The following is a 16,728-nucleotide window of genomic DNA, read 5'->3' as shown; positions in this document are numbered from 1 at the left end:
AAAACATATGTTTTGCTTGTCGCATGACCCGCGCTCTAACTGCCATCGTTACGCAAATGCGCCGCGAGATCGATGAAATGCCTGCGCAAATGCAGGTCGCTGTAAAGTACATCATCGATCATCCCGCCGAGTTTGCGCTGAATTCGATCCGAACCACCACCGATCGCATCGGCATCAGCACGAACGTTCTGATCCGGCTGGCGCAACGCATGGGGTTTGACAGCTTTAACGCTTTTCGACGCCCATTTCGAAGCGCTCTGACAACCGACGGTGAGGACAGGTTTGGGCAGGACTGGCTGGAACACCTAAAGGAACAAGGGCAGTTTGGTGCGGCGCAGGCACGGTTTGCGCAGAACGAAATAAACGTCGTGTCCAGATCGCTGCGCCTCATGGCCCCTCATTTGACTAAACAGGCCGTCGCGCACATCAGGTCGGCGCGCCGCTGTTATGTGACGGCCACACGATCCAGCCATGCGCTGGCCTATTACTTTCACTACGCCGGACGCATGGCCCATCCCGGGCTTCAGCTGGTGCCCCGCCACATGGGTTCGGCCATCGACGATCTGGTCGAAGCCACCGCCGAGGATTGTCTGTTCGCCATCACGGTTCACCCCTATTCCGCCGACACGATTCAGGCGATGCGGTATGCTCGGGACCGTTCGATGCGCATCATCCTGTTGTCGGATAGCGAGGTTATCGCGCCGGGGGTGGAACCGGATGTCGTCCTGCCTGTCAGCACACGAACCTTGCACCCGTTTTCCAGTTTTTCGGGGGCAATGGCCGTTCTTGAATGTCTGCTGGGGCATCTGTTTGACGCCGGCGGAGAGACCGCCAGAGAAAGAGTGGATGCCTATCAGAAAGCGCGGGAGGATACCGGAGCATATTGGCGACACGGCGTATTGCCAAAGCTCAGAAAACCATAGGCCGGATCCGTCAAAGCCTCTGGCGTCAACCTCAGAATTCAGCCCCGCTCAGGATCAGCAGCGGATCATTCTTTTCGTTTGGCGCGCGGCTGAGGTCTGGTCGGGATTTCCTTCAGCAATCCCCCGACACCCATTCCGGCAATATCTGCCCCGGTCGTTTCGATCCCGCAGGCAACCCGTGACAGAACCCAATCCGCCCCGTTCAACGCCGGAGATCGCGCGCACCCGGGCAACCCGATCACCGGTCGATCCTGCATCGAACCCAGAAACAGCAGGTTCCCCGGATCAACCGGCATACCGAACCGATCCACCTGCCCGCCGGCAAGCCGAACAGCAGACGGCGCAACATCGTCCGGGTCCGAGGTCGCGGAACCAGTCAGGATCATCAGCAAATCACCGGTCGTTCTGGAAACCGCCTTGGCCAGCGCATCCACGCGATGCGGCACGATCTGCACATCACACAAATCCAGACCCAGGGCTTCGGTCCGTCCGCGAATGGCGGCGATCCCCTTGTCATTGGGGGGGCCTCCGGGGATATCCGTAACGATCAAACCTGCCGTCTTGTGAACGGGTCTTGCCAGACGCACGGCCCCTTGCGCCAGATTGGCGGCCCGCCGAACATCTGCTTCTGGCACGGCATATGAGATTACCTTGATGGTAGCGACCATGCCCTTCGGGCCCATCTGCTGGTATTGCGGAACCGTCGCAACCGTAATCATCGGGTTGACCCGATTGAACATTTCCAGCGCATCCACATCCAGAACCGCCACGCCCGGCCCGTCCGCCAACAGGTTGACCCGGCCGGTGAACGCATCGGTCACGCGCAGATTGGCCGACGCCGCATCTGGCGCAAGAGCTGCGGCCAAATGACGTGCGGCCTCGTCTTCGTGGCAATCGCCGGGTTCAAGGCGGGCAACGATCACTTCGCGGATGTCCGCCTGCGTCAACTGCGCCACATGCTCTGCCCGCAGTGACAGCCCCTTGCGCAGCTTTTGCCCGTCAGCCGTCACCGAATGGGCTAGAATGGCACCTTTCGCTTCGGAGACTGCTACCGGACCAAACCTCATGCCCTGCCTCGTAGAACGGCCGTCATCTGCGCCAGAACTGCAACGGCAATCTCGGATGGGCCGGCAGCCCCGATATCCAACCCGATTGGCCCATGAATCCTCGAGATTTGCTTATCACTGAAACCCGCCGCCTTCATACGTTCGACGCGTTTGGAATGGGTGCGTGTCGATCCCAATGCACCGATATAGAACACATCCGCATCCAGTGCAGCTTGCAATGCCGGATCATCCAGCTTTGGATCATGCGTCAGCAGGACAATTGCGGTGCGCGCATCCAGCCCGAGTTTTGCAACGGCCTCATCCGGCCAATCCGTGAGGATCGTTTCCCCCGGGAAACGGGCGTTGGAGGCAAATGCGTCGCGCGGGTCGATAATGGTCGGATCATACCCGGCAATTCGCGCCATCGGCACCAGCGCCTGCGCGATGTGAACCGCACCGACAATGATCAATCGCAGCGGCGGGTTGTGAACGGCCACAAAGGTCCGGCCATCTTCTTCAAAACCTGATCGATCCATGCGCAGCCGTTCGGCATAGGCGTTTCGGCGCAAGGCTCTGTGCCCGGTATCGGTATTGACTTCATAAGCGATGGGTTCGCGCCTTGCGCGGGCTGCAACCAGTTCCGCCAGCATCGGTTCGGGCAGAACCTTTCCAACGGGTTCGACGAGGACGCGAATGGTTCCACCACAAGCCAGCCCGACCGCAAAGGCATCTTCGTCGCTCACCCCGAATTCCAGCAAGCGGGCTTCGCCTTCGTCAATGGCCTCAAGCGCTTCGACGATCACCGCGCCTTCGACACAGCCGCCCGACACCGAGCCTTCGATCCGGCCATCGCCGCCGATCACCAGCTGGGAACCAACCCGACGCGGCGCGCTGCCCCAGGTTTCGACAACCGTGGCAAGGGCGGCGCCGCTGCCATCGCGGTGCCACTTCAGTGCCGTTTCCGGGCTGTTGTCGAATCGCTCCATCAGAACCTCCAGACGTCGTCTGTTTCCCAACATAAGCAGGATTGGCGTGATGAAAAGCGCGACGCCCCTGTCAAAACGTCTATATTGAACCCAGCGAGCAGAAGCTAAGGCCTGAACTGCATTCAAGAAATCACAGCATTGATTGTTAGTGCCACGGGTTTTAGCCTGCGCGGGCAGCCGGCCAAGCGACCGAGCCGCGTATCAAACACATTTTTTCGGAGACAAGCAGTTGAAACATTTTCTTGCACTGGGCGCAGTGGTTGGCCTTTTGACTTCAACCGCAGCGTGGGCTGACACATTCGAACGCTACGGAGAAGTAGAAGGCTGGAAAGTCTTCATCGACAACGAAAAGAAGTCCTGCCTGATCGAGGCCGTGGACGATGCGGAAAACGTCGTTCAGATGGGCCTGACCGAAGATCGCGGCGTGGGATATGTGGGGGTGTTCACCAAAGCCGAGACCGACATCAAACGTGGCGAGACGCAAGAAGTGGCCATCCTGATCGGGGACAACATCTATCTGGGTGAAGCCACAGGCATGAAAGGCAATATCACCAAGGGCTATTCCGGTGGCTATGTCCTGTCAGACAGCCCGCAATTCGCGGATGATCTGGCCAAGAAAAAGGTCATGATCGTGTTTCCCGAGACATCCTATGCATTTACCGTCGATCTGACCGGCACGTACAAAGCCATGGAGATGGCGCGTAAGTGCAACGAAGAACAGTTGTCATAGGCAACTATTCGGAAAGCGCGGCCAACAGCCGTGCTTTCTGCCCCTGGTCATCGGGTTGTGAGATCACAGAGGCCAGATCTTCGAGCGAGGCTATGGAATGCCCTGCCCTGAAACTGTCGACATGGGGCAGCATGGCTGCCACCCCCTGAGCCTTGGGGGCAAACCCGTCCCAGCGCAGCAGCGGATTCAGCCAGATCAGGCGTTTTGAGGACAGGTGCAGCCGCTCGATCTCTTTCTCGAGGCTCTCCGGGTCACCCCGCTCCAAACCGTCGGTGATCAGCAGAACAACGGCCCCCTGCCCCATGACACGTCTTGACCAGTCTCTGTTGAACTGATGCAGACAGTCGCCGATGCGTGTGCCCCCTTCCCAATCCTGCGCCTCGGCCCCGGCAGCTGCAAGCGCTGCGTCAACGTCCCGATGATGCAGGTGGCGGGTAATATTGGTCAGGCGTGTGCCGAAAGTGAAGGCATGAACCTTGGCCCAACCTGCCCCCTTGGCGTTCGAGACCGTGTGCAGGAAATGCAGGATGGCACGGCTGTACTGGCTCATTGAACCTGAGATGTCGCACAGGGCCACAAGGTTTGGCCACCGCGGTTTGGGCTCTAGCCGTGCGATATCGCGCAATTCGCCCCCTTGCCGCATGGCTGCGCGCAAGGTGCGGGCGCGGTCGATACGGTGCCCCAGATGACTGGCCTGTCCGCGGCGCGATTCAATCGGTTTGACCGGCAGGGTCAACCGCGCCAGAACGCGCTTGGCTTGCGCGATTTCGGCGGTGCTCATCTGTTCGAAGTCCAGATTGCGAAGACGCTCCTCGGACGATGCCGTCTGCGTTGCATCAATCTCGATTTCGGTTTCGCCTTCGTCTTGCACCGGCTGTTCGGGCGCGTCCTGTTCGACACCGTCCAGAAGGGCCTCAGCCGCGCGTTTTTCGCCAGCATCCGCCTTGCGATCCTCCTGCACGCCCCGAATGGCAGGAAGCATCATGGCCATCATGTGTTCCATATATCGCGGGTCGCGCCAGTACATTCGGAAGACCTGTGCAAACACCGTGCGATGTTCGGGGCGGTTCACGAAACAGGCGTGCAGCGTCCAGTAGAAATCCCGTTTCTGGGTGAAACCCGCAGCTTGTACCGCGCGAATTGCATCGATCACGCGCCCCGGACCAATCGGCAGCCCCGCCTTCCGCAGCGCGCGGGCAAAATGGGTGATGTTCTGCGCCAGCTTCGGGTTGTCGGGAATATCCAGCGGGATTTGCTCGGCCATCAGACGTAATGGGGGCTCTGGCCCCATGCCCCCGGAGTATTTGGAAAAAGATGAAACATCAGACCGGTTCGAGCGTGGCCTTGGCCTCGTCGAGGATGCGTTTGGCCTCGGACCCCTGAAGTTTTTGAATGTCGTCCTGATATTTCAGGATCGCCCCCAGCGTGTCACCGATCACCTCGGGGCTGAGGTTCATCACGTCCAGCGCCAGCAGACATTTGGCCCAGTCAATGGTTTCGGCCACGCCGGGCTTCTTGAACAGGTCCTCGGTGCGCAGACGCTGAACGAAAGCCACGACTTCGCGGCTGAGCGCATCGGCGGCCTCGGGCGCGCGCGCGTGCAGAATTTCGATCTCGCGTTCGAAATCGGGATAATCGACCCAGTGATACAGGCAGCGACGCTTGAGGGCATCGTGCACTTCCCGCGTCCGGTTCGACGTGACAATCACAATGGGTGGTTCGGGTGCTGCAACAGTGCCCAGTTCAGGGATCGTGACCTGAAAATCACTGAGGGCCTCCAGCAGAAAGGCTTCGAACGGTTCATCGGTCCGGTCCAGTTCGTCAATCAACAGAACCGGTGCACCGTTTTCGTCCGGGCGCATTGCCTGAAGCAGCGGGCGTTCGATCAGGTATTCATCCGAAAACAGTTCCGCCTGCAACGCGCCTCGGTCGGCTCCGCCCGAAGCTTCGGCCGTTCGGATCGCGACCATCTGCGCCGGAAAGTTCCATTCGTAAACGGCCGTGGACGCGTCCAGACCTTCGTAGCACTGCAACCGGATCAAGCGGCGGTTCAGACCGGATGCCAGCGCCTTGGCGATTTCCGTCTTTCCGACACCCGCCTCGCCTTCCAGAAACAACGGGCGTCCAAGCTTCAGCGACAGGAACACAACCGTGGCAAGGGCGCGTCCGCAGACATAGCCCTGACTTCCCAGCACCTGCTGTACGGCATCGATGGAATTTGGCTGCGTCATGGAACCCCTCTCTTCTTCGCGGACAAACAGGTCACGCATGCGCCTTTGCGTCAAGGCCCTAGCCCCTGTCAGAGCTACGACGTTCCGGTTGGTTGACAAGTTTTTTCGCCAACACGTTCCGGGCTGGTTGGTCTTTCAGGGCAGCTATGCTAGCGGAAGATCATGACTGATACCCTCACGATCCACCGCCCCGACGACTGGCATCTGCATCTGCGCGATGGCGCCATGTTGCAGGCCGTTCTGCCCGAAACCGCCCGTCATTTCGCCCGTGCGATCATAATGCCGAACCTCGTGCCACCGGTTGTACGCGGCGATCAGGCCGCCGCTTACCGTGACCGTATCATGGCTGCGTTGCCCGACGGCATGACGTTCGAGCCACTGATGACCCTGTACCTGACCGAGGATACAGATGCGCAGGACGTCGCGGCCGCACATGCCAGCGGGCTGATAAAAGCGGTCAAGCTGTACCCGGCGGGGGCCACGACCAATTCGGCCTCGGGCGTGCGTGACTTTGACAAGGTGCGCCCCGTGCTGGAGAAAATGGCCGAGATCGGCCTGCCCATGTGTGTTCATGGCGAAGTGACCGACGCCGAGATCGACATCTTTGACCGCGAGGCCGTGTTCATCGACCGCGTTCTGGACCCGATCCGCAAGTCGACGCCGGGCCTGCGCGTGGTGATGGAACATATTACCACGTCCAATGGCGTGGACTATGTCAAAGCCAACGAGGCGGATCTGGGCGCGACGATCACCGCGCACCACCTGATCATCAACCGCAACCATATTCTGGTGGGCGGGATCAAACCGCATTACTATTGCCTGCCGGTCGCCAAGCGCGAGGAACACCGCCTGGCCCTGCTGGCGGCCGCCACGTCGGGTGACGCGCGGTTCTTCCTGGGCACGGACAGCGCTCCGCACACGGATGCCAACAAGGAAATGGCCTGCGGCTGCGCGGGGTGTTTCACTGCGACGAATACCATGTCTCTGGTGGCCGAGATGTTCGACCGCGAAGGTGCGCTGGACAAGCTCGAGGCGTTCGTCTCTCTCAACGGGCCGGGCTTTTACCGCCTGCCCGTGAACGAAGAGACGATCACCCTGACCAAGGGCGAGCCGGTTGCATACCCGTCAAAGATCGACACGGGCGATGGACCTGTCACTGTGTTCGACCCGGGCTTTCCGCTGCACTGGCGCGTGGCTTAACCCGCCATACGTTCGGCCAGATCACGGGCGCGACCGCCGGTGCGCAGCATCGACCAGATCGCGTCCGCCTCATCCGTTCCGATCAGCTTCGACGCTTTGGCGCGCACACGATCCTCGCGGTCAGACAGCGACATTGGGGTCATCAGGTCATGCGTCGCCTCGCGGCGAATACCGTCACGGCGCAGCAAGGCCAGGTGCGCCTGCGTTTCCGACAGGCTTTCATCCGCTTCGACCGTGATGCGGTCTTGCAGAGACGTAATGCGCGGGTCCGCGCAGACCTTGTCGGTGTAGCTGCCCGGCAAAGCCGTATCGTACCCCAGCGCCTGCATCGCGATGACCGTCCGGTAAGAGAACTTGGCCCCCAGCCCGGTTGTGGGCGACAGCTGATTGCACACACTCATCCAACGGGGATGGGTTTTGATTTTGATCTCGGCCACTTCGGGTTCCGCGATGTCCAGCGCGCGCGCCGCTTCCAACGCCGCGTGCAGGCCGTGACAACAGGCGTGGAACTTGTGGCTTACCGTTTCGAACAACCATTCATCGCCCAAACCCTCCAGCGCGCCTTGATCCGCTGCACCCTGATGGGTCGCGCCAAATCCATACGTGCCTCCCAACGCGTCGGCGTTGGGCTGAAATCCACGCTGAACAAGCACAGCCGCCTCGACCCCGGCCGAAGCGGCTAGCCCGGCATTGTAAGGCTTGCCCATGGTTCCGAACTGGGCCTTGAGCCCGGCCGCGCGCGTTGCCGTCAAACCCAAAACGGAGCGCATCTGGGTTTCATCCAATCCTAGCAACCGCCCCACGGCAACAGCGGCCCCGAATGCACCGGATGTCGCTGTCTGGTGAAACCCGGCCTGATAATGCCCCCTGCCCAGCCACAGGCCGACACGGATTGACGTTTCCATACCGACCAGCGCGGCTTCGAGAAGATCGACCAGAATGCGGTCATCCCACTCGGCCACGGCAAGGGCCGCAGGCAGAATGGCGACTGACGGATGCCCGATATGCGCGAAATGCGTGTCATCGTAATCCAGCGCGTGGGATATGGTTCCATTCACCAAAGCCGCGCCGCGCAATGGGGCCGCGCCCCCTCCGAACAGGTGGGCCTGAGCGTTCCCGCCCTCGGCCAGGACCATATCGCGAACGATGCAGGACACCGGCTCGGACGCCCCAGCACGACCAACTGCCATCCAATCCAGAACGGACAGCGACGTGACAATCCGCGCCTGAGCCGTCGTTGAAACCGGGCCCGCCGCGAAGGTGGCCAATGCTGCCGTGAAATCCGTCATGGGCGCAGTCTAGCGTGCGCCCTTGCAGGGTAAAGGCCTAGCCGTAGAGTTCTTTCGCACGCGCCTCGAAGGCGCGGACGATCCGCTGCATGGCTTCGTTGAACACAACGCCGATGATCCCTTGCAGGATGGCGTTCTTGAACTCGAAATCCACATGGAACGAGACGTTGCAGCCCCCATCGGGCGCGTCCTCGAACTGCCAGTCGGATTTCATGTATTTGAAAGGCCCGTCCAGATACTCGGTATCGATCTTTTTCTGATCGGAAAACAGGGTCACCCGGCTGCCGAACCGTTCGCGGAAAACTTTGAACGAGATGACCAGATCGGCCTCCATCACCTCGGCCTCACCAACCGCATAGGTCTTGCGGATCCGGGCCGCGGCGCACCAGGGCAGAAACTTGGGGTAATTGCCCACATCCGCAACAAGATCATACATCTGCTGGGCTGTGTATGGCAGGTGGCGGGTTTCCGAATGGATTGGCATGATGTCCGGTATTTGCAGGTGACAATGGCGCGTCATGTCGTATGTTGCGCGCCAAAGATCAAGGGGGCTGCGATGACTAACCGCGCATATGTGATAGATGAGATGATCTCGGCCAAGGCCATCGCCGCCCGAATCGAAGAGTTATGCCGCGAAATTACGGATGAGTTCGGCGATACGGACAAGCTTGTCGTCGTAGGATTGCTGCGCGGCAGTTTCGTCTTCATCGCTGATCTAGTACGTGAGCTGGATCTTCCAATCGAGGTAGATTTTCTTGAGGCGTCCTCTTACGGCGATTCGATGGAGAGCAGCCGGGAAGTGCGCATTCTCAAGGACTTGCGCGGCGCGATCGAAGGCCGTGACGTGCTTGTTGTCGAAGATATCGTCGACACCGGGCACACGCTGAACCACGTCACCAACCTGCTGCGCAGCCGCAAGCCGAAACGGCTCAAGTCGATTGCCCTGCTCGACAAACCCAGCCGTCGCGAAGTTGATTTCCGGTCAGACTGGATTGGCTTTGAAATTCCGGATGAATTCGTCGTGGGTTACGGGATCGACTACGCGCAGCGCAACCGCAACCTGCCGTTTATCGGCAAGGTTCGGTTTACCGACAACTAAATGTACTATTGTCGGGCAACTTGAGTGTCGACCCAGCGCCCCAAATTCAAAAAACCGAATAGCAATAGACAGGCATCATTGCCCCCCTTACCCTTCCTATCAGCTTGGGAGGACTATGGATGAAGCGTGTAGTCGCGACAGCTGCTGTCGTTACGGCGATCGTGGCACTTGCAAGTTCGGGTGCTGCAAAAGACAACAAGGTCAAAGGGCAAGGTGCCAATAAAAACAAGGTAGAGAAATCTATCAAGTCAAACGGCAAAGCTGTTCCGCCCGGTCAAATCAAAAGATATACGCGTGGCCAGAAATTGCCCGATGATCTGAGTTTCGACTACATTGACGATCTCGGCAACTGGAAGCTTAAGCCGTTGGGCCCCGGCCAGCGCTATATCCGGGTGGATGATGAAATTCTCTCTATATCTGATGATACGAAGACAGTTATAGAAGCCGTTGGAATCGTTGGTGATCTGGTCAAGTAAGTGGATCGCGTCTAGCAGGTTTTGCGAAGCACGACATCAATCGCGCTCAGGAAAATCCCGGTTCCAATCGGAATAAGCGCATCCGGGAAATCGTAATCCGGGTTGTGCAGTTGCGGATGGTCCTGCCCCGCCCCCAACCAGAACATGGCCGCCTGCGCGCCTTTGCCAAACTGGCCGAAGTCTTCGGAAAAGCGCTGTGGTTGATCGACCAGCCTGCACGCGACGCCCTGTTTGGCACAGGCCTTTGCCAAAACAGCAACGGCTTTTCGGTCATTGACGCAGGCTTCGAACACCTCGTGATATCTGATTTCCACCGCCAGCCCTTCGGCCTTCGCCGTCTTTCTGACCAGAGTTTCCGTCTCGGCCATCAGGCTCTCCATCCGCGCGTCCGAAACCGTGCGCAGGGTCACCCATAACTCGGCCTGCCCCGGTGCGACGCCAACTGTCCGCTCGCCCAGTGTGGCATGGGTGACCGTGGTCAGAGCGTAGGCGTCATCCAAGTCACCGCCCGCCCCCAGGTTGGCCAATGCCGGCATCAACGTGGACAAAGCACCTGCCGGTGACACGCCGTCCTTGGGGGCGGCTGCGTGTGAGGTCTTGCCTGTCAGAACGATTTGCATCCCGCGCGAGGCGCAGTTCGCGGGGCCTTCACACAGTTCTACCGCCCCCAGTTCCAGCCCCGGCAAATTATGCAGAGACAGCACGATGTCAGGCGAAACCTCAGCGAACTGAGGATCGGCCCGGCAAGCAATCGCACCATGTCCGGTTTCTTCGGCGGGTTGGAAAATCAGAACCACGCGGCCGGACTTCGGGCGCTGGTCCTTCAACGCTTCTGCAACCCCGAGGACCATCACCATGTGGCCATCATGGCCGCACAGATGCCCTTTGCCTGCAATCTTAGACGCATAAGCCAGATCCGAGAGTTCCTGAATTGGCAGCCCATCCAGTTCGCATCGAATTCCAACTGTTGGGCCGGGAACACCGCTGTCGTAAACGGCAGCAACACCGTGCCCGCCGATGCCGCACAGAACCCTGTCCGCATCCGCTTGGCGCAAAAGATCCGCAACCCGCGCTGCGGTATTCTCCTCCTGCCCCGAAAGCTCTGGCTGTTGATGAAACTCGTGGCGCAGGCGGATGAGCTGCGCGATCCGCTCTGGCGTCACGCTTGCTGTAGCTTTGCTTGCCGGGCCGCGCGAAGCCGGGCGAAATCGTCGCCCGCATGGTATGAAGACCGGGTCAGAGGTGTCGCGGATACCATCAGGAACCCCTTGCCATAGGCCGCCTTTTCGTAAGATGCGAACTCTTCCGGGGTTACGAACCGATCCACTCCGTGATGTTTCGGGGTCGGTTGCAGGTACTGGCCGATGGTCAGGAAATCGATATCCGCCGCGCGCATGTCATCCATGACCTGACGCACTTGCTGTTCGTTTTCACCCAACCCGACCATGATGCCCGATTTGGTGAAGATCGACGGATCAAGCTCTTTCACGCGCTGTAGCAGGCGCAGGGAATGGAAGTATCGCGCACCCGGGCGCACTTCGGGGTAGAGACCCGGCACCGTTTCCAGATTGTGGTTGAACACATCCGGTTTCGCTTCGACCACAATCTCAAGGACATCCTCATCACATTTCAGGAAGTCAGGCGTCAGAATCTCAATCGTGGTTTTCGGAGACCGATGACGCACCGCGCGAATGGTTTGCGCAAAATGCTCGGCCCCACCGTCTTGCAGATCGTCACGGTCCACCGAGGTGATCACCACGTGGTTCAGGCCAAGTTTTTCCACCGCATGGGCCACGCGACCGGGCTCAAACGCGTCAAGGTCGTCGGGGCGACCGGTTGCAATGTTGCAGAAAGTACAGCCGCGCGTACAAATCTCGCCCATGATCATCATGGTGGCATGACCCTGGCTCCAGCATTCCCCTACGTTGGGGCACCCTGCTTCTTCGCAGACCGTTACCAGATTGTTGTCGCGCATGATCCGCCGCGTATCCGCATAGCCTTTGCCGCCAGGTGCCTTGACCCTGATCCAACTTGGTTTCTTGGGCTGTGCATTGTCCGGACGGTGGGCTTTTTCCGGATGGCGCTGTTCGGGGATCTTCAGATCTCGCACGGTCGTTTTCCTGACTTTGGGTCAACTCTTGTCGCTCATAACATAGACAGAAGCGCGGTGTTACACCAGCGGCGCATAGCCGCTATGCGTTGCATCCTCGCAAGCGCAGAAGGGCATCATGCGCATATTCGTATTTGCGATTTAAATCCGATATTTAGCAAGAGGTTGGCCTTATTCGCCATCCCAGCGTTTACGCGATTGAATGCGGTTTGGAACTGTTTTAACTCACACCAAAATCATATGTGAATCACAGGAGTTTGACTATGAAAACCGGCGCAAAACTGCCCGACGTGACCTTTCACACCCGTGTCCGCGACGATTCCATCGAAGGACCAAACCCATTCCGTTGGGAAGACAAGACAACAGCCGACTATTTCGCCGGTAAGCGCGTGATCCTGTTCTCATTGCCGGGTGCGTTCACCCCGACCTGTTCGACTTATCAGCTGCCTGGATTTGAGAACGGCTATGCCGATTTCAAGGCCATGGGGATCGACGAGATTTACTGCATGTCCGTCAACGACAGCTTCGTGATGAACAAATGGGCCCAGGATCAGAACCTGAAGAACGTAAAAGTCATCCCCGACGGATCGGGGGAGTTCACCCGGAAAATGGGCATGTTGGTCGAAAAGGACAATCTGGGTTTCGGAATGCGTTCGTGGCGCTACGCGGCCATCGTCAATGATGGCGTTGTCGAGGCGTGGTTCGAAGAGCCCGGACTGATGGATAACTGCCCGGAAGACCCCTATGGCGTGTCCTCGCCGGAAAACCTGATGAAGCACCTGAAGGCGTCAGTAGAACCTGAAATGGCCTAAGCCGCAAATCCAAAGAAAAGGCCCGTATACACCGGGCCTTTTTTCTGTTCAGCCGATCATCCGGTCTCGTTCCGCCTGTTCCTGATAATGCCGTTTCAGCCGTTGCAAGGCGATCCGCAGGACGATCTTTCCGGACCGTGCTGACCAACCCATTCGCTTTTCCGCCAGCTCCAACCCTTCCAGATAGCAACAGCATCGCAACGCAACATCACTCAACCCCGGCCCCAGGTCGGACAAGGCGCGAGCAACGCGGTCCTTCGCATCAGAAGCCCCCTTTCCTCCATGGCTTTCACTGTCAAAGCTGCTTCGACCACCTGTCGTCAGAAAACGATCCCAGTTCTGTGAAACCTGAGGCCCAATCTGTGCCAGCTCGAAATCTTCGCGCAAGCGCTCGCCGGCGCTGACAAGGGATTCATCCAGAAACGGTTTTCCGTCACGATCCCGTCTGCGCGACAATGCAATCAACGGGCTTTCCGCGGCACTGTACCGAATGCGCTTGACCCGCTCGGCGGACCCGCCTGAAGACCTGCCCTGAAAGGGAGTTTGAGCTTCGGCAAAACCAAAGTCAGTCCCGGCACGCGCCTTGTTTTCTGCCTTGGCGATCAGATGACTTAGCGCCGTTCGCCCGGCTGCGGAAATCCGATATCGCGAAATACGACCGGGATTGTCACAGGTTATCCAGTCTTTCAAGGCCAAGGCCTGCGCGATCCTGCACTCTACGACCGCGGTTCTTGTTGCCCCGGCATTGCCGGTGTCGCGTACGACGACCGCCTTGTCCATTTCCTCGGCCACGGCAAGGACCGAACCCGTCTCGCTCAGGCGGCGCAACACACGCAATGCCTCATTTTCAAACTCTTCTTCAGCCGCGTTTTCTGACCCGCTTGCCGGACCGTCGGCGCAATCCGAAGCTGAAAAATGTGTCTCTGCAAGCGATTGCAACGCCGCATCCACCAATGGGTCGTCGCGGCGCATTTCGATGCGTCGAATTTGCCTGAGGATAGTTGACGCATGGCACCCGGCTGATCGCGCGATATCGCGGATCGAGCGACCGGTCTCGGTATGAGCAAGGTATCTTTGCGCCCCTTCTGGAACCCATGCCGGAATGGTGAAAGCCATGTTGTTTTCCATAATTATTTGCCCTCGTCGACAAAACAAACTGCCACTTTTCGCCCTCGGAATGTGGGTTAACCAAATCTAACTAGAGGTCCATTCGTTACTCGTTCGTTAACCACACAAGGCAAGAACCAGATTTGATTCAAAAAGATAAACAGTCGTGAAACCATCGTTCGGGGAGACTCTGACTAAGGCAACACCCGCTTAGGTTGTGTCAAACAGGACCCATCAATTTTCTGAAAAGGGACACATGACATGCAGGACCTGATGACAATGATCGCAACCCTCCGCCGCCCACGCATGTTGGCGCGTGCTGCCAGATTCGGGGCGCGGGATTACAATCGGGACAGGCATCTGCAACGCATCCTGGGATACGGGTCGCTGCCCGGTTCAGGTCAGGCGCTGCTGCGTTTGCTCGAGATGGAAAGAGAGGTAAATGAACTGCGAAAAGAAGATGATGCCGCCTATTCATTGGTGCGGCATCTGGATCTTCTTATTGCGCTGTTGGGTGAGGCGCAGCTGTATCAGGCCAGCCGCGCCTCGGTTCTTCAATAATCAACCGAATGCATCCGGCATGGAGGCCTTTTTCTCGGCGATATAGGCTTCCAGCGCCGCTGCGATATCCGGGTCAATCTGGGGTTGCTGATAATTGGCCAGCAAATGTTCAACCCGTGCCGTCGCCAAAGCCCGTGTGTCACGCGCGCCTTCTTCCTGCCAGGTTTCATATGGCTTGTAATCCAGCACTTCGGATTTCCAGAAGGATTCCTTGAAGTTGGCCTGCGTGTGGGCACAACCGAGATAGTGACCACCCGGCCCGACTTCGCGGATTGCGTCCATGGCCTGCGCGTTTTCATCATATGCAACGCCCTTGGCCAGCGAATGCAGCACTCCCAACTGATCCGCATCCATGACGAACTTCTCGAAATCGGCGACCAGACCGCCTTCCAGCCAGCCGCAGGAATGCAGCATGAAGTTCACGCCCGACAGCAGACCCATGTTCAGCGAATTCGCTGTTTCATACGCTGCCTGCGCATCCGGCAGCTTCGAGCCGCAGAACGATCCGGCCGACCGGTATGGCAGGTTCAGACGACGCGCTAGCTGACCTGCACCATACGTGATATGCGCGGCTTCTGGTGTGCCGAAGGTCGGCGCACCCGAGTTCATATCGATCGATGTCACGAATGCACCGAAAATCGCGGGGGCACCCGGACGGATGATCTGGCTGTAGGCAACGCCGGCCATGACCTCGGCCAGAACCTGCGTCAAAGTACCGGCCACCGAGACCGGCGCCATCGCACCGCCCACGATGAAGGGCGAGATGATGCAGGCCTGATTGTTGCGCGCATAAACTTCCAGCGAGCCCATCATCACATCGTCGAATGTCAACGGCGAGTTGATGTTGGTCAGCGAAGTCATCACTGTGTTTTCCTGCACGAACTCCTTACCGAATAGGATTTCGCACATTTCAACCGAATCCTGTGCCCGGCTGGGATCGGTCACCGAGCCCATGAAGGGTTTGTCCGACAGGGTCATATGCGCCTTCAGCATGTCCAGATGGCGCTTGTTCACCGGAATGTCGGTCGGCTCACACACCGTACCGCCCGAGTGGTGCAACCACTTGGACATATAGGCAAGTTTCACGAACTTGTTGAAATCGTCCATGGTTGCATAGCGGCGTCCACCCTGCGCATCACGTACGAACGGAGGACCGTAGACCGGGGCCAGAACCATGTTGCGGCCACCGATCACAACCGATTTTTCGGGGTTGCGGGCGTGCTGGGTAAACTGGCTGGGGGCTGTCTTGATCAGTTCACGGGCCAGACCTCGCGGAATGCGCACACGCTCACCGTCAATATCCGCGCCTGCGTCGCGCCAACGTTCCAAAGCGGCCGGGTTGTCGACAAAGTTGACGCCGATTTCTTCCAGCACGGTTTCAGCGTTGTTTTCGATAATCTCAAGCGCCTCTTCGTTGAGGATCTCGAAATTCGGAATGTTGCGTTCGATGTATTTCGCAGTCTCGATACGAACTGCGGTACGCTCGGCACGGCGGGCAGCGCCACCGCCACCTCTCGCCCTGCGCCGGGTGTTTGCCTCTGCCATGAGAAAATCCCGTCTGATTGGTTAGATTGAGCGTTTTGATACAGGTTTGCCGGAACTCAAGCATAGGGATTGCGGCGCTCTGGGGGGAAAAGCGACATTGCCGCCCCACCAAGAAGCAACCGGTCAGTCAGGATCGACCGCCAACGCTTTCTCCATGGTAAGGCCGCTGCCCGCCTGATCCGTCACTTTCCAGCCCATGTGCCGATACATCGCAATCGTGTCTTTCATCATTTTATGAGTTCGCAACTTCAACTTGGATAGATTCCGCGCCTGTGCTTCTTCTTCGGCAAACTGCATCAATCGCCGCGCAACCCCCTGCCCTTGGGCTTCGGGCGAAACCGCAAGGTTGAACACCATGATTGCGTCGTCAACTTGGTCAAAAACGATCACCCCGACTATACCACCGGATATCGCAAGCATGACGCGGTGGGTCTTGATGTCATCCGCGATTCCGGCAGTAACGTCCGGCAGATCCTCGATCCGGCTCATCGCATCTGCATAGGCACTTCCCAGACAACGCGTTACCTCGTCTGCATCCGCCACAGCAGCCGTTCTGAACTCGATCTTTGACATGGCACCTGATCTTTCCGCCGGATTGACTCAGCTTTTGCAC

General features: G+C 58.6%; 18 protein-coding genes. 7 read left to right on the top strand and 11 right to left on the bottom strand.

Features of this window, described 5'->3' with window-relative positions:
• Positions 1-23: 23 nt before the first annotated feature.
• Entirely contained in the window at positions 24-923 is a 900-nt protein-coding gene (locus NOR97_RS06705) for a MurR/RpiR family transcriptional regulator (protein WP_257600632.1), read from the top strand.
• Between the two features lie 65 nt (positions 924-988).
• On the opposite strand, the gene NOR97_RS06700 is transcribed toward NOR97_RS06705, so the two are convergent.
• Together NOR97_RS06700 and NOR97_RS06695 are read right to left on the bottom strand one after the other, a co-directional pair.
• A complete protein-coding gene (locus tag NOR97_RS06700; protein WP_257600631.1) occupies positions 989-1,990 on the bottom strand; it encodes a molybdopterin-binding protein in 1,002 nt (333 codons plus the stop codon).
• On the bottom strand, positions 1,987-2,955 hold the full coding sequence (locus NOR97_RS06695; RefSeq protein WP_171613866.1) for an XdhC family protein: 969 nt from the start codon (positions 2,953-2,955) through the stop codon (positions 1,987-1,989). Before NOR97_RS06695 ends, NOR97_RS06700 begins: the two co-directional genes overlap by 4 nt.
• 229 nt (positions 2,956-3,184) lie before the next feature.
• Here NOR97_RS06695 and NOR97_RS06690 point away from each other — a divergent pair, with 229 nt between their 5' ends.
• A complete protein-coding gene (locus tag NOR97_RS06690) occupies positions 3,185-3,685 on the top strand; it encodes a hypothetical protein (RefSeq protein ID WP_171613864.1) in 501 nt (166 codons plus the stop codon).
• Between the two features lie 4 nt (positions 3,686-3,689).
• Here the strand turns inward: NOR97_RS06690 and NOR97_RS06685 are convergent, their stop codons facing one another.
• Both NOR97_RS06685 and NOR97_RS06680 read right to left on the bottom strand, forming a co-directional pair.
• On the bottom strand, positions 3,690-4,949 hold the full coding sequence (locus NOR97_RS06685) for a VWA domain-containing protein (RefSeq protein ID WP_257600629.1): 1,260 nt from the start codon (positions 4,947-4,949) through the stop codon (positions 3,690-3,692).
• 58 nt (positions 4,950-5,007) lie between these two features.
• Complete coding sequence (locus NOR97_RS06680; RefSeq protein WP_257600628.1) at positions 5,008-5,916, bottom strand: MoxR family ATPase; 909 nt, start codon at positions 5,914-5,916, stop codon at positions 5,008-5,010.
• A gap of 162 nt (positions 5,917-6,078) precedes the next feature.
• Between NOR97_RS06680 and pyrC the strand changes: the two genes are divergently transcribed.
• Complete coding sequence (pyrC, locus tag NOR97_RS06675; RefSeq protein ID WP_257600627.1) at positions 6,079-7,116, top strand: dihydroorotase; 1,038 nt, start codon at positions 6,079-6,081, stop codon at positions 7,114-7,116.
• Here the strand turns inward: pyrC and NOR97_RS06670 are convergent.
• Both NOR97_RS06670 and NOR97_RS06665 read right to left on the bottom strand, forming a co-directional pair.
• Positions 7,113-8,405 (bottom strand): MmgE/PrpD family protein, encoded by a 1,293-nt coding sequence (locus NOR97_RS06670; protein WP_257600626.1) that lies wholly within the window; start codon positions 8,403-8,405, stop codon positions 7,113-7,115. The genes pyrC and NOR97_RS06670 overlap by 4 nt on opposite strands.
• 37 nt (positions 8,406-8,442) lie before the next feature.
• A complete protein-coding gene (locus NOR97_RS06665) occupies positions 8,443-8,889 on the bottom strand; it encodes a type II toxin-antitoxin system RatA family toxin (RefSeq protein WP_257600840.1) in 447 nt (148 codons plus the stop codon).
• Between the two features lie 72 nt (positions 8,890-8,961).
• On the opposite strand from NOR97_RS06665, the gene hpt reads away from it, so the two are divergent.
• Positions 8,962-9,504 carry a hypoxanthine phosphoribosyltransferase gene (gene hpt / locus NOR97_RS06660; protein WP_257600625.1) on the top strand — a complete coding sequence of 181 codons (543 nt, stop codon included), beginning with the start codon at positions 8,962-8,964 and terminating at the stop codon, positions 9,502-9,504.
• A gap of 119 nt (positions 9,505-9,623) precedes the next feature.
• The gene (locus NOR97_RS06655) at positions 9,624-9,980 is read left to right on the top strand and encodes a hypothetical protein (RefSeq protein ID WP_257600624.1); all 357 of its coding nucleotides are present in this window, start codon (positions 9,624-9,626) and stop codon (positions 9,978-9,980) included.
• A gap of 11 nt (positions 9,981-9,991) precedes the next feature.
• On the opposite strand, the gene NOR97_RS06650 is transcribed toward NOR97_RS06655, so the two are convergent.
• Together NOR97_RS06650 and lipA are read right to left on the bottom strand one after the other, a co-directional pair.
• Positions 9,992-11,143 (bottom strand): amidohydrolase, encoded by a 1,152-nt coding sequence (locus tag NOR97_RS06650; protein ID WP_257600623.1) that lies wholly within the window; start codon positions 11,141-11,143, stop codon positions 9,992-9,994.
• Complete coding sequence (gene lipA / locus NOR97_RS06645) at positions 11,140-12,090, bottom strand: lipoyl synthase (protein ID WP_117869117.1); 951 nt, start codon at positions 12,088-12,090, stop codon at positions 11,140-11,142. The genes NOR97_RS06650 and lipA overlap by 4 nt, the downstream gene beginning before the upstream one ends.
• 263 nt (positions 12,091-12,353) lie before the next feature.
• Here lipA and NOR97_RS06640 point away from each other — a divergent pair, with 263 nt between their 5' ends.
• Positions 12,354-12,902: a peroxiredoxin gene (locus tag NOR97_RS06640; RefSeq protein WP_257600622.1), complete on the top strand. Its 549-nt coding sequence runs from the start codon at positions 12,354-12,356 to the stop codon at positions 12,900-12,902.
• Between the two features lie 48 nt (positions 12,903-12,950).
• Here the strand turns inward: NOR97_RS06640 and NOR97_RS06635 are convergent, their stop codons facing one another.
• Positions 12,951-14,030 (bottom strand): DUF6456 domain-containing protein, encoded by a 1,080-nt coding sequence (locus NOR97_RS06635; protein WP_257600621.1) that lies wholly within the window; start codon positions 14,028-14,030, stop codon positions 12,951-12,953.
• Positions 14,031-14,270: 240 nt separating this feature from the next.
• Here NOR97_RS06635 and NOR97_RS06630 point away from each other — a divergent pair, with 240 nt between their 5' ends.
• Positions 14,271-14,570 carry a DUF6477 family protein gene (locus tag NOR97_RS06630; RefSeq protein WP_224855542.1) on the top strand — a complete coding sequence of 100 codons (300 nt, stop codon included), beginning with the start codon at positions 14,271-14,273 and terminating at the stop codon, positions 14,568-14,570.
• Here NOR97_RS06630 and NOR97_RS06625 read toward each other — a convergent pair whose 3' ends face one another.
• Positions 14,571-16,115, bottom strand: coding sequence for a trimethylamine methyltransferase family protein (locus tag NOR97_RS06625; RefSeq protein ID WP_170344554.1), 1,545 nt, complete (start codon positions 16,113-16,115; stop codon positions 14,571-14,573). It abuts the gene before it with no gap.
• 123 nt (positions 16,116-16,238) lie between these two features.
• Complete coding sequence (locus tag NOR97_RS06620; protein WP_257600619.1) at positions 16,239-16,688, bottom strand: GNAT family N-acetyltransferase; 450 nt, start codon at positions 16,686-16,688, stop codon at positions 16,239-16,241.
• Positions 16,689-16,728 lie beyond the last annotated feature (40 nt).

This window comes from Ruegeria sp. YS9 (assembly GCF_024628725.1).
GTDB lineage: Bacteria > Pseudomonadota > Alphaproteobacteria > Rhodobacterales > Rhodobacteraceae > Ruegeria > Ruegeria atlantica_C.
This window is presented reverse-complemented; position numbering and strand designations above follow the sequence as displayed.